The sequence below is a fragment of the Escherichia sp. WS568 genome, assembly GCF_046486085.1.
In the GTDB taxonomy this organism is placed as follows: Bacteria; Pseudomonadota; Gammaproteobacteria; order Enterobacterales; family Enterobacteriaceae; genus Escherichia; species Escherichia coli.
On record NZ_JBJQMC010000001.1, the window covers coordinates 290,975 to 303,466 of the forward strand.

Below are 12,492 nucleotides of genomic sequence, written 5' to 3' on the forward strand. Positions count from 1 at the left end.
CATACTCTTAAGATTCATTCTTTGCCCGGAAGTTTCTTCCATGCGACGTTGTTACGTAAATAAACCGGTTCGGCATGTTCCACCGCCACCGTTTTACCCTCGGCAAACATCTGACACGCAATCGGCAGCATATCTTCGGCGGCAGGCAGTAACACATCGCCATCGCGCAGGGCCAACCCGCTCTCTTTACCGAGATCCGGCCAGGCTTGCCAGCCCGTACCCACGGTTACCCATTCGCCGGAAAGCTGTTGCAACCGTTCATGAACGAGTCCTGGTTTCAGTACGGCTTCTGTTTCTTCGCCGTGCCAGACGCCGTTTTCATCGCGCTGATATTCGGCCCAGTAAACTTCCCCCATTCGCGCGTCAATGGCTGCCAGCACGCGGGTTGCGCCGTTTTTGCGCCACGCCCCTTGCGCCATGGTCATGAGCGTGGAAACGCCAATCATGGGCAGATCCGCGCCAAGCGCCAGCCCCTGCGCAATACCAATACCAATGCGCACGCCGGTAAAGCTACCGGGGCCGCGCCCGTATGCCAGAGCATTTATGTCAGTCAGGGAAGTTCCGCTGGTGGTCAGGATATCCTGCACCATCGGTAAAATTCGTTGAGTATGTTCACGAGGGCAAAGCTCAAAATGAGCGTTGACAGTACCGTCGTTCCACAGGGCGACAGAGCAGGCCTCTGTCGCGGTATCGATAGCCAGAATTCGCATGGGTCTTCGTGCTTAGATCAATAAAAAGGCGCGCATCATACCATACTCCGTAACAAATTACCTGGAGGATGGTATCGCAAGGAAGCGAACCGCACGGGCAATGTCACGGGTGCGCGGCGCGGGCGGCAGACTGGCGAGAAACGTCGCGCCGTAAGGGCGCATCACCAGCCGATTGTCACAAATCACCAAAACCCCGCGATCGTCGGCGTCGCGAATCAGTCGCCCTACTCCCTGCTTGAGAGTAATCACCGCATCCGGTAGTTGTACTTCATCGAACGGGTCACCACCACGCAAACGGCAATCTTCCATGCGCGCTTTTAATAGTGGATCATCCGGTGAGGTAAACGGCAACTTGTCGATAATCACCAATGACAATGTATCGCCACGCACATCCACCCCTTCCCAGAAGCTGCTGGTTGCCACAAGAAGCGCGTTACCGGCGCTGACAAATTGCTGCAACAGTTGCCCTTTGCTGGTTTCCCCCTGCAACAAAACGGGAAGCGTCATGGTAGCGCGGAACTGCTCAGCCAGATCGCGCATCATGGCGTGCGAGGTACAAAGCATAAAACAACGACCGTTGTTAGCTTCGATGATCGGTCGCAACATTGCCGCCAGTTGCCGTGCGGAGCCCGGTTGATTGGTTTGCGGCAGGTTGCGCGGCACACAGAGTAACGCCTGGCGGCTGTAATCAAACGGGCTGGGTAACAGCAACGACTCCGCCTGTTCGATGCCAAGCCGCGAGGTGAAATGATGCAGATCGTCGTTCACCGACAGCGTTGCTGAGGTAAAGATCCAGCTACCGGGTTTTTGCGCCATTAACTCTTTGAATTTATCCGCCACGCTGAGCGGCGTGAGTGCCAGAGTAAAATGGCGCGAAGTGCATTCGTACCAGTAGCTGTAGCCCGGCTGATTGATCTCTTTTAGCCGTTTCAGCCGCGTGCGATACAACGTGGCGCGCTCAAATGCCGCATCCAGCAAAGCGGAACGCCCCAGCGACAGTTTCGCCACGTCATAACAAAGTTCCAGGGTGTCATCGAGCAGTAAAAACGCCCGTTGAATTTGCGGATTAGCTAACAGTTCGCGCAGGTTGCCACGATAACCAGGCTCACCGAGTTGCAGACGAAAATCCTGCGCGCTCTGGGCAAGGCGGTCGGCGCACTTTTGTAACTGCTGGGTGTCTTTTAATTCGGTGCGGTAGGCGATGGTGATGTCTTTTGCCAGGTCGAGCAGTTGTCGACTGGAGAGTGACTGACCAAAATACTGGCTGGCAATGTCGGGCAGTTGGTGGGCTTCGTCGAAGATCATGACGTCAGCTTCCGGGATCAGTTCGCCAAATCCACTCTCTTTCACCACCATATCCGCCAGAAAGAGATGATGGTTTACCACCACCACATCGGCGTCCATCGCTTTTTTGCGTGCTTTGACCACAAAGCAATCTTTATACATCGGGCAGTCGCTGCCAAGGCAGTTATCGTTGGTGCTGGTGACCAGCGGCCACGCCTGTGAATCTTCCGCCACGCTGACGCAGGTGCTGATATCACCATCGACTGTTTGATTAGACCAGGAGCGCAGCAGGATCACATCGCTTAAGATTTGTACCGGCAGATCGCCCCCCGCCAGCGCCTGCTGTTCGAGACGTTCGAGGCAGAGGTAGTTTGAGCGCCCTTTCAGCAACGCCAGGTTGCCCGTGTATTTCAATGCCTTTGAGACCGTTGGCAAATCGCGGCTGTAGAGCTGATCCTGCAACGCTTTTGAACCGGTCGAGATAATGACTTTCTTTTTCGCCCGCAGCGCAGGGGCCAGGTAAGCGTAGGTTTTGCCCGTACCGGTTCCGGCTTCCACCACCAGCGGCTGGCCTTTTTCTATCGCCTGGGTGACGGCTACCGCCATCTGTCGCTGTGGTTCTCGCGGCTTAAAGCCTGGTATCGCTTTCGCCAGCTGACCGTCTGGTGCAAAATCGTCCGTCACACTACCCCCTGTTGATTTGAACAGGGATTATGTCAGGATGAGGGCGCTTTCGCCAGTTGAAGTGGTGACGGCGACCTCACATTGTGGCAGTCTTTGCAGCACGAAAATGGAAGGATAATGAGGACAAAATGATGACTATCGTTCGTATCGATGCTGAAGCCCGCTGGTCTGATGTGGTGATCCACAACAACACGCTATACTACACTGGTGTACCGGAAAACCTCGACGCCGATGCTTTTGAGCAAACCGCCAACACGCTGGCGCAGATTGACGCCGTGCTGGAAAAACAGGGCAGCAATAAATCGAGCATTCTGGATGCCACCATTTTCCTGGCTGATAAAAACGACTTCGCGGCGATGAATAAAGCGTGGGATGCCTGGGTTGTCGCTGGTCATGCGCCGGTGCGCTGCACGGTACAAGCGGGTTTGATGAACCCGAAGTATAAAGTTGAAATTAAGATTGTGGCTGCAGTGTAAGCTTTATCGAAGCATAATAAGTCAGACGATAATTTATCGATAATACTGGTCGGTTTTGCATAAATCGACCAGAGATTAAGTTATTACTGTTGATGCTCCTGCTAATTCATTATTTATTTTTATAATTTCAATTTCATCTATAAAACTGGCTATATAAATAAACATAACCATGCCGTTGTGTTCGCCCTCTGATTAGCAACTCTGGTTTTCTTTCTTAGCTGAACAATCTGGTTATAGCGTGAGAACTGACCGTTAATTTTCTCCCTCTTACTGGATAACACACCATGAGCTGCTACCTTTAAAACACCTGAATGTCAACAGGTTAACTCGTGCCATATCGTTATAATCCCTTTGATATTAGATGCAAATTAAGGTCATATATAGCCTTATCGATAACATGGTTAATTTTAAGGATAAGAATATGCCTGCTGTAATAGATAAAGCCCTGGATTTCATTGGTGCCATGGATGTATCAGCACCAACACCAAGTTCGATGAATGAAAGCACGGCGAAGGGAATCTTTAAATATTTGAAAGAACTGGGAGTACCCGCGAGTGCCGCTGATATTACGGCGCGAGCTGACCAGGAAGGCTGGAACCCGGGGTTCACGGAAAAAATGGTTGGATGGGCAAAAAAAATGGAGTCTGGTGAACGCATTGTGATTAAAAATCCTGAATACTTTTCAACATATATGCAGGAAGAACTAAAAGCACTGGTCTAAGTTAAATTTACATCAGCATAAATGGGTCAGGACGCTTTTAATCACATATGAAAAGCGTCCTTTTTCTCACAATCAAATAATCATCGGCTTCTATAACGAAAGCGATACGGGTTAGTGTGTTACTCGTCTTCATCCTCAAAACGCGCCACGATTCGCTCGCCGGAATGGTTGGCACGCAGCTCTTCTGCCATCAACGCGATTGCCTGGCCGCTGCTCATCCCTTGAGCCATCAGTTCCTGGATCCGCTCGACAGCTTTTTGCTGCTGTTCATGGGTGAGTGAAGGTAAACCTGCAAACATTGTTAACTCCTGCTAAATTGTTGGCGCTAATTATTTCATGCTACCCGGCACATAGCCAGTAGAGTCAGGACTGATGAAGACGTTATCTCCCGCTGTGATTACTTTACCCTGGCGTCAGGACGCCGCTGAATTTTATTTCTCACGCTTAAGCCACCTGCCGTGGGCGATGCTTTTACACTCCGGCTATGCCGATCATCCGTATAGCCGCTTTGATATTGTGGTCGCCGAGCCAATTTGCACTTTAACTACTTTCGGTAAAGAAACCGTTATTAGTGAAAGCGATAAACGTACAACGACCACTGATGACCCGCTACAGGTGCTCCAGCAGGTGCTGGATCGCGCAGACATTCACCCAACGCATAACGAAGATTTGCCATTTCAGGGCGGCGCGCTGGGGTTGTTTGGCTACGATCTGGGCCGCCGTTTTGAGTCACTGCCAGAAATTGCGCAGCAAGATATCGTTCTGCCGGATATGGCAGTGGGTATCTACGACTGGGCGCTGGTTGTTGACCACCAGCGTCAAACAGTTTCTTTGCTGAGTCATAATGATGTCAATGCTCGTCGGGCCTGGCTGGAAAGCCAGCAATTCTCGCCGCAGGAAGATTTCACGCTCACTTCCGACTGGCAATCCAATATGACCCGCGAACTGTACGGCGAAAAATTTCGCCAGGTACAGGAATATCTGCACAGCGGTGATTGCTATCAGGTGAATCTCGCCCAGCGTTTTCATGCGACCTATTCTGGCGATGAATGGCAGGCATTCCTTCAGCTTAATCAGGCCAACCGCGCGCCGTTTAGCGCTTTTTTACGCCTTGAACAAGGCACGATTTTAAGCCTTTCGCCAGAGCGGTTTATCCTTTGTGATAACAGTGAAATCCAGACCCGCCCGATTAAAGGCACGCTACCACGCCTGCCCGATCCTCAGGAAGATAGCAAACAAGCAGAGAAACTGGCGAACTCAGCGAAAGATCGTGCCGAAAATCTGATGATTGTCGATTTAATGCGTAATGATATCGGTCGTGTTGCCGTAGCAGGTTCGGTAAAAGTACCAGAGCTGTTCGTGGTGGAACCCTTCCCTGCCGTGCATCATCTGGTCAGCACCATAACGGCGCAACTACCAGAACAGTTACACGCCAGCGATCTGCTGCGCGCGGCTTTTCCTGGTGGCTCAATAACTGGGGCTCCGAAAGTACGGGCTATGGAAATTATCGACGAACTGGAACCGCAGCGACGCAATGCCTGGTGCGGCAGCATTGGCTATTTGAGCTTTTGCGGCAACATGGACACCAGCATTACTATCCGCACGCTGACTGCCATTAACGGACAAATTTACTGCTCTGCGGGGGGTGGAATTGTCGCCGATAGCCAGGAAGAAGCGGAATATCAGGAAACTTTTGATAAAGTTAATAAGATATTACGCCAACTGGAGAAGTAAGACGTGGAATACCGTAGCCTGACGCTTGATGATTTTTTATCGCGCTTTCAACTTTTGCGCCCGCAAATTAACCGGGAAACCCTAAATCATCGTCAGGCTGCCGTGTTAATCCCCATCGTCCGTCGACCGCAACCGGGGTTGTTGCTGACTCAGCGTTCGATTCATCTGCGCAAACACGCTGGACAAGTGGCATTCCCTGGAGGCGCAGTCGATGACACGGACGCATCCGTTATCGCCGCTGCGCTGCGCGAAGCTGAAGAAGAGGTCGCTATACCGCCTTCCACCGTTGAAGTTATCGGCGTGCTGCCGCCCGTCGATAGCGTCACTGGCTACCAGGTAACCCCAGTGGTCGGCATTATCCCGCCCGATCTGCCGTATCGCGCCAGTGAAGATGAAGTCTCGGCGGTGTTTGAAATGCCGCTCGCCCAGGCATTACATCTGGGTCGTTATCATCCTTTAGATATCTACCGCCGTGGCGATTCACATCGGGTATGGCTGTCCTGGTACGAACAGTATTTTGTATGGGGAATGACCGCAGGCATAATTCGTGAACTGGCGCTGCAAATTGGTGTGAAACCCTGACTATACTTATCTTTACATCTACAAAACACTACTTGAGACAATCATCGCAATATTAGTTAAATCGCGGTTTTTGATTAGTTTAATTCATGTGAATAGTTAAGCCAGTCGCCGCGTTCCCTCTTACACTATGCGCTGTTATTAGTTCGTTACTGGAAGTCCAGTCACCTTGTCAGGAGTATTATCGTGATTAGTCTATTCGACATGTTTAAGGTGGGGATTGGTCCCTCATCTTCCCATACCGTAGGGCCTATGAAGGCGGGTAAACAGTTCGTCGATGACCTGGTCGAAAAAGGCTTACTGGATAGCGTTACTCGCGTTGCCGTGGACGTTTATGGTTCACTGTCGCTGACGGGTAAAGGCCACCACACCGATATCGCCATTATTATGGGTCTTGCAGGTAACGAACCTGCCACCGTGGATATCGACAGTATTCCCGGTTTTATTCGCGACGTAGAAGAGCGCGAACGTCTGCTGCTGGCACAGGGACGGCATGAAGTGGATTTCCCGCGCGACAACGGGATGCGTTTTCATAACGGTAACCTGCCGCTGCATGAAAACGGTATGCAAATCCACGCCTATAACGGCGATGAAGTCGTCTACAGCAAAACTTATTATTCCATCGGCGGCGGTTTTATCGTCGATGAAGAACACTTTGGTCAGGATGCCGCCAACGAAGTGAGCGTGCCGTATCCGTTCAAATCTGCCACCGAACTGCTCGCGTACTGCAATGAAACCGGCTATTCGCTGTCTGGTCTCGCTATGCAGAATGAACTGGCGCTGCACAGCAAGAAAGAGATCGACGAGTATTTCGCGCATGTCTGGCAAACCATGCAGGCATGTATCGATCGCGGGATGAACACCGAAGGCGTACTGCCAGGCCCGCTGCGCGTGCCGCGTCGTGCGTCTGCCCTGCGCCGGATGCTGGTTTCCAGCGATAAACTGTCTAACGATCCGATGAATGTCATTGACTGGGTAAACATGTTTGCGCTGGCAGTTAACGAAGAGAACGCCGCCGGTGGTCGCGTGGTAACTGCGCCAACCAACGGTGCTTGTGGCATTGTTCCGGCAGTGCTGGCTTACTATGACCACTTTATTGAGTCCGTCAGCCCGGACATCTATACCCGCTACTTTATGGCAGCGGGTGCGATTGGTGCACTGTATAAAATGAACGCCTCTATTTCCGGTGCGGAAGTCGGTTGCCAGGGCGAAGTGGGTGTTGCCTGTTCAATGGCTGCTGCGGGCCTTGCCGAGCTGTTGGGCGGTAGCCCGGAACAGGTTTGTGTGGCGGCGGAAATTGGCATGGAGCACAACCTCGGTCTGACCTGCGACCCGGTTGCAGGGCAGGTTCAGGTGCCGTGCATTGAGCGTAATGCTATTGCCTCTGTGAAGGCGATTAACGCCGCACGGATGGCTCTGCGCCGCACCAGCGCACCGCGCGTCTCGCTGGATAAGGTCATCGAAACGATGTACGAAACCGGTAAGGACATGAACGCCAAATACCGCGAAACCTCACGCGGTGGTCTGGCAATCAAAGTCCAGTGTGACTAATACTTCTTACTCGCCCATCTGCAACGGATGGGCGAATTTATCCCCGCTTTCTCGTCTGCTGTAATATTCCCCACTACACTTCCACTGTTGCGTCAGGCGTTTGTCGCCATACGCTTACAGGGTGGCCCGCATGCAAAAAGCACAACGGATCATTAAAACCTATCGCCGTAATCGAATGATTGTTTGTACGATTTGCGCCCTCGTTACGCTCGCTTCGACCCTGAGCGTGCGATTTATTTCACAGCGTAACTTAAATCAACAACGGGTAGTACAATTCGCCAATCACGCTGTAGAGGAATTAGATAAAGTACTGCTTCCCCTACAGGCAGGTAGCGAAGTCTTGCTTCCGCTGATTGGTCTGCCCTGCTCTGTCGCCCATTTGCCATTACGTAAACAGGCGGCAAAACTCCAAACTGTGCGATCCATTGGCCTGGTGCAAGACGGCACACTTTATTGCTCCAGCATTTTTGGTTATCGCAATGTGCCCGTCGTGGACATTCTGGCTGAACTTCCTGCACCGCAACCACTTTTACGCCTGACGATCGACCGTGCCCTGATTAAAGGCAGTCCGGTTTTGATTCAGTGGACGCCAGCAGCGGGCAGTAGCAAAGCTGGGGTCATGGAGATGATTAACATCGACTTACTGGCGGCAATGCTGCTTGAGCCACAACTGCCGCAAATCAGTAGCGCCAGCCTGACGGTGGACGATCGGCATTTGCTCTATGGTAATGGGCTGGTAGATTCCCTTCCGCAACCTGAAAACAATGAAAACTACCAGGTTTCTTCGCAACGCTTTCCTTTTACCATTAACGTTAATGGTCCGGGGGCTACGGCGCTGGCATGGCACTATCTTCCAACACAATTACCGCTGGCGGTGCTGCTAAGTTTACTGGTGGGCTACATCGCCTGGCTGGCGACCGCTTACCGGATGAGCTTTTCCCGCGAAATCAATCTGGGCCTGGCGCAACATGAGTTCGAATTGTTCTGTCAGCCTTTGCTTAATGCGCGCAGCCAGCAATGTATTGGTGTAGAGATTTTGCTTCGCTGGAACAATCCGCGTCAGGGCTGGATTTCACCGGATGTGTTTATTCCTATCGCGGAAGAACATCATTTAATTGTGCCACTGACCCGCTATGTGATGGCAGAAACCATTCGTCAGCGCCATGTTTTCCCGATGAGTAGTCAGTTTCATGTTGGCATTAACGTCGCACCCAGCCATTTTCGCCGTGGTGTGCTGATAAAAGATCTCAATCAGTACTGGTTTAGCGCTCACCCGATTCAGCAACTGATCCTCGAAATCACCGAACGCGATGCCTTACTGGATGTTGATTATCGGATTGCCCGCGAGCTACATCGTAAAAACGTCAAACTGGCGATTGATGACTTCGGCACCGGCAACAGTTCATTTTCCTGGCTTGAAACATTACGTCCTGACGTGCTGAAAATTGATAAGTCATTTACCGCAGCTATAGGTTCTGACGCGGTTAACTCGACGGTGACCGATATCATCATCGCTCTGGGGCAAAGACTGAATATTGAACTGGTGGCGGAGGGTGTGGAAACACAAGAACAGGCGAAGTATTTGCGCCGTCATGGGGTGCATATTTTGCAAGGGTATTTGTACGCACAGCCGATGCCGCTACGTGATTTTCCCAAATGGCTGGCGGGCAGCCAACCGCCGCCCGCCCGGCATAATGGACATATCACGCCCGTTATGCCGTTACGTTAACACTTACTCATCTTCATCGTGCGCCGGTTGCTCTTTAACAATGCGAACCAGATCAACACGATAATCATTGGCTTCAATGATGGTGATATGCAGTGGCCCTACATCAATCACATCGCCCACACGGGGAATGTGACCATTTGCCGAGATCACGAGGCCCGCGACCGTCGCGATATCATCGTCATCGGCAAGGTGCTCAACATCAAGCGCCTGCTGCAAGGCATGCAAATCTGTACCGCCTTTTACCAGCCAGCCGTCACCGTCGGTAATGATTTCCGGCGTTTCGTCAGCGTCCGGGAATTCACCCGCAATGGCTTCCAGCACATCCAGCGGCGTGACCAGACCTTGTACCACACCAAACTCGTTGGTCACGATAACAAAGCTCCCGCGAGCACGACGCAGTACGCCCAGCAGGTTGATCGGATCGAGGGTTTCCGGGACGATAATCGCCGGAGACGCCGAAGCAATCGCCGCCACATCAACGCCCTCTTCCAGCGCCACCAGCAGTTCTTTAGCACGTACGATACCGATGATTTCATCCAGTTCACCGCGACATACCGGGAACAGACTGTGCGGTGAAGAGAGCAGTTGCTCGCGGATTTCATCGACCCCGAGATTAGCGTCAACCCAGCTTATTTCACCGCGCGGCGTCATGATCCCGCGCAGAGAACGCGACGCCAGCGTCAGTACGCCGTTAATCATGTAACGTTCTTCTTCGGCAAATGCACCTTCCGGGATCGGCATCGGCATCGGGTTATCGGCATCGTGCTGGACATTGGCCTGACGTTTCCCGCCCATCAAACGCAGGATGGCATCGGCAGTACGCGCTCGCAGCGGCAAAGTCGACTGGTGACGAATAAAGTTGCGACGCGCAATTTGGTTAAACACTTCGATGATGATCGAGAAGCCAATCGCGGCATACAGGTAACCTTTCGGAATGTGGAAACCGAAACCTTCTGCCACCAGACTCAGACCTATCATTAACAGGAAGCTCAGACAGAGCACCACCACCGTTGGATGCTGGTTAACAAATCGCGTCAGCGGTTTCGATGCCAGCAGCATAACCGCCATCGCAATCACTACCGCCGCCATCATCACTGGCAGATGGTTAACCATCCCTACTGCCGTAATTACCGCATCCAACGAGAAGACGGCGTCAAGGATGACGATCTGTGTGACGACCACCCAGAAACTGGCGTAGCCTTTACCGTGGCCGGAATCATGATCGCGGTTTTCCAGCCGTTCATGCAGTTCGGTTGTTGCTTTGAACAGCAAGAATATCCCCCCGAACAACATAATCAGGTCGCGTCCGGAGAAGGAGAAATCCATGACGGTAAATAGCGGTTTGGTCAGCGTGACCATCCATGAAATCAGCGACAGCAGCCCCAGACGCATAATCAGCGCCAGTGATAATCCCAGCAAACGCGCTTTATCGCGTTGTTTTGGCGGCAGTTTGTCAGCAAGAATGGCGATGAAGACCAGGTTATCGATACCCAGCACAATTTCGAGAACAACAAGCGTGAGTAGCCCCGCCCAAATCGAGGGGTCCATTAAGAATTCCATGACAAGCTCCTGCTTAAGGAATAGCTATTCGACGCCAGAAATAATGCAGGCGTAACGACAAAATGCAAACGAAAGGTGCGGCATAAAGTGCCAGAAAGGCAGGCGTTAAAAGGCCTGATGCTGAAATGACGTCGGTGACGATCCATACTGCGGGCTACTGCCCTATACTCCATGGTTGTTAAACAGGAGTTAAACATATCAGAGACACATCTGATTTGGCAAAGATTTACCTTCCTTTGCAAACGAATGTGACAAGGATATTTTACCTTTCGAAATTTCTGCTAATCGAAAGTTAAATTACGGATCTTCATCACATAAAATAATTTTTTCGATATCTAAAATAAATCGCGAAACGCAGGGGTTTTTGGTTGTAGCCCTTATCTGAATCGATTCGATTGTGGACGACGATTCAAAAATACATCTGGCACGTTGAGGTGTTAACGATAATAAAGGAGGTAGCAAGTGACCATTGCTATTGTTATAGGCACACATGGTTGGGCTGCAGAGCAGTTGCTTAAAACCGCAGAAATGCTGTTAGGCGAGCAGGAAAACGTCGGCTGGATCGATTTCGTTCCAGGTGAAAATGCCGAAACGCTGATTGAAAAGTACAACGCTCAGTTGGCAAAACTCGACACCACTAAAGGCGTGCTGTTTCTCGTTGATACATGGGGAGGCAGCCCATTCAATGCTGCCAGCCGCATTGTCGTCGACAAAGAGCATTATGAAGTCATTGCAGGCGTTAACATTCCAATGCTCGTGGAAACGTTAATGGCCCGTGATGATGACCCAAGCTTTGATGAACTGGTTGCGCTGGCAGTAGAAACAGGCCGTGAAGGCGTGAAAGCTCTGAAAGCCAAACCGGTTGAAAAAGCCGCGCCAGCACCCGCTGCCGCAGCACCAAAAGCGGCTCCAACTCCGGCAAAACCAATGGGACCAAACGACTACATGGTTATTGGCCTTGCGCGTATCGACGACCGTCTGATTCACGGTCAGGTCGCCACCCGCTGGACCAAAGAAACCAATGTCTCCCGTATTATTGTTGTTAGTGATGAAGTGGCTGCGGATACCGTTCGTAAGACACTGCTCACCCAGGTTGCACCTCCGGGCGTAACAGCACACGTAGTTGATGTTGCCAAAATGATTCGCGTCTACAACAACCCGAAATATGCTGGCGAACGCGTAATGCTGTTATTTACCAACCCAACAGATGTAGAGCGTCTCGTTGAAGGCGGCGTGAAAATCACCTCTGTTAACGTCGGTGGTATGGCATTCCGTCAGGGTAAAACCCAGGTGAATAACGCGGTTTCGGTTGATGAAAAAGATATCGAGGCGTTCAAGAAACTGAATGCGCGCGGTATTGAGCTGGAAGTCCGTAAGGTTTCCACCGATCCGAAACTGAAAATGATGGATCTGATCAGCAAAATCGATAAGTAACGTATTGTGTTGATTATCACTCAGTTTTCA

General features: G+C 51.4%; 12 protein-coding genes. 7 read left to right on the forward strand and 5 right to left on the reverse strand.

Translation table 11 applies throughout. From position 1 onward, the window contains the following. Window positions 1-14: 14 nt before the first annotated feature. Together tsaB and ACJHWR_RS01435 are read right to left on the reverse strand one after the other, a co-directional pair. On the reverse strand, window positions 15-710 hold the full coding sequence (gene tsaB, locus ACJHWR_RS01430) for a tRNA (adenosine(37)-N6)-threonylcarbamoyltransferase complex dimerization subunit type 1 TsaB (RefSeq protein WP_001220959.1): 696 nt from the start codon (window positions 708-710) through the stop codon (window positions 15-17). A 57-nt stretch (window positions 711-767) separates the two neighbouring features. Further along, window positions 768-2,678 carry an ATP-dependent DNA helicase gene (locus tag ACJHWR_RS01435; RefSeq protein ID WP_000128832.1) on the reverse strand — a complete coding sequence of 637 codons (1,911 nt, stop codon included), beginning with the start codon at window positions 2,676-2,678 and terminating at the stop codon, window positions 768-770. A 131-nt stretch (window positions 2,679-2,809) separates the two neighbouring features. On the opposite strand from ACJHWR_RS01435, the gene ACJHWR_RS01440 reads away from it, so the two are divergent. Continuing rightward, window positions 2,810-3,154, forward strand: a complete 345-nt coding sequence (locus ACJHWR_RS01440) for a RidA family protein (protein ID WP_001295493.1) — start codon at window positions 2,810-2,812, stop codon at window positions 3,152-3,154. A gap of 421 nt (window positions 3,155-3,575) precedes the next feature. Next, the gene (locus ACJHWR_RS01445) at window positions 3,576-3,875 is read left to right on the forward strand and encodes a DUF1889 family protein (RefSeq protein WP_001111989.1); all 300 of its coding nucleotides are present in this window, start codon (window positions 3,576-3,578) and stop codon (window positions 3,873-3,875) included. A 119-nt stretch (window positions 3,876-3,994) separates the two neighbouring features. Here the strand turns inward: ACJHWR_RS01445 and ACJHWR_RS01450 are convergent, their stop codons facing one another. After that, entirely contained in the window at window positions 3,995-4,174 is a 180-nt protein-coding gene (locus ACJHWR_RS01450) for a YoaH family protein (protein WP_000457330.1), read from the reverse strand. A gap of 73 nt (window positions 4,175-4,247) precedes the next feature. Here ACJHWR_RS01450 and pabB point away from each other — a divergent pair, with 73 nt between their 5' ends. The 4 genes from pabB to ACJHWR_RS01470 all read left to right on the forward strand — a co-directional run bounded on the left by pabB (window position 4,248) and on the right by ACJHWR_RS01470 (window position 9,468). Beyond that, a complete protein-coding gene (gene pabB / locus ACJHWR_RS01455) occupies window positions 4,248-5,609 on the forward strand; it encodes an aminodeoxychorismate synthase component 1 (RefSeq protein WP_000854992.1) in 1,362 nt (453 codons plus the stop codon). Window positions 5,610-5,612: 3 nt separating this feature from the next. Beyond that, window positions 5,613-6,191, forward strand: coding sequence for a CoA pyrophosphatase (locus ACJHWR_RS01460; RefSeq protein ID WP_000456731.1), 579 nt, complete (start codon window positions 5,613-5,615; stop codon window positions 6,189-6,191). Between the two features lie 183 nt (window positions 6,192-6,374). Then, the gene (gene sdaA, locus ACJHWR_RS01465; protein ID WP_000624298.1) at window positions 6,375-7,739 is read left to right on the forward strand and encodes an L-serine ammonia-lyase; all 1,365 of its coding nucleotides are present in this window, start codon (window positions 6,375-6,377) and stop codon (window positions 7,737-7,739) included. A gap of 130 nt (window positions 7,740-7,869) precedes the next feature. Continuing rightward, a complete protein-coding gene (locus ACJHWR_RS01470; RefSeq protein ID WP_012311746.1) occupies window positions 7,870-9,468 on the forward strand; it encodes an EAL domain-containing protein in 1,599 nt (532 codons plus the stop codon). A 3-nt stretch (window positions 9,469-9,471) separates the two neighbouring features. Here the strand turns inward: ACJHWR_RS01470 and yoaE are convergent, their stop codons facing one another. Then, window positions 9,472-11,028, reverse strand: coding sequence for a CNNM family cation transport protein YoaE (gene yoaE, locus ACJHWR_RS01475; protein WP_000394983.1), 1,557 nt, complete (start codon window positions 11,026-11,028; stop codon window positions 9,472-9,474). Continuing rightward, complete coding sequence (locus ACJHWR_RS01480) at window positions 11,016-11,174, reverse strand: protein YoaL (protein WP_001327808.1); 159 nt, start codon at window positions 11,172-11,174, stop codon at window positions 11,016-11,018. The genes yoaE and ACJHWR_RS01480 overlap by 13 nt, the downstream gene beginning before the upstream one ends. A 316-nt stretch (window positions 11,175-11,490) precedes the next feature. On the opposite strand from ACJHWR_RS01480, the gene manX reads away from it, so the two are divergent. After that, window positions 11,491-12,462 carry a PTS mannose transporter subunit IIAB gene (manX, locus tag ACJHWR_RS01485; protein WP_000150543.1) on the forward strand — a complete coding sequence of 324 codons (972 nt, stop codon included), beginning with the start codon at window positions 11,491-11,493 and terminating at the stop codon, window positions 12,460-12,462. The last annotated feature ends 30 nt before the right edge of the window (window positions 12,463-12,492 follow it).

Bases quoted from the DNA above. Each gene is read 5' to 3' on its own strand.
- tsaB (WP_001220959.1), bottom strand. From the start codon at position 710: ATGCGAATTCTGGCTATCGATACCGCGACAGAGGCCTGCTCTGTCGCC.
- ACJHWR_RS01440 (WP_001295493.1), top strand. From the start codon at position 2,810: ATGACTATCGTTCGTATCGATGCTGAAGCCCGCTGGTCTGATGTGGTG.
- ACJHWR_RS01445 (WP_001111989.1), top strand. From the start codon at position 3,576: ATGCCTGCTGTAATAGATAAAGCCCTGGATTTCATTGGTGCCATGGAT.
- ACJHWR_RS01450 (WP_000457330.1), bottom strand. From the start codon at position 4,174: ATGTTTGCAGGTTTACCTTCACTCACCCATGAACAGCAGCAAAAAGCT.
- pabB (WP_000854992.1), top strand. From the start codon at position 4,248: ATGAAGACGTTATCTCCCGCTGTGATTACTTTACCCTGGCGTCAGGAC.
- ACJHWR_RS01470 (WP_012311746.1), top strand. From the start codon at position 7,870: ATGCAAAAAGCACAACGGATCATTAAAACCTATCGCCGTAATCGAATG.
- yoaE (WP_000394983.1), bottom strand. From the start codon at position 11,028: ATGGAATTCTTAATGGACCCCTCGATTTGGGCGGGGCTACTCACGCTT.
- ACJHWR_RS01480 (WP_001327808.1), bottom strand. From the start codon at position 11,174: ATGGATCGTCACCGACGTCATTTCAGCATCAGGCCTTTTAACGCCTGC.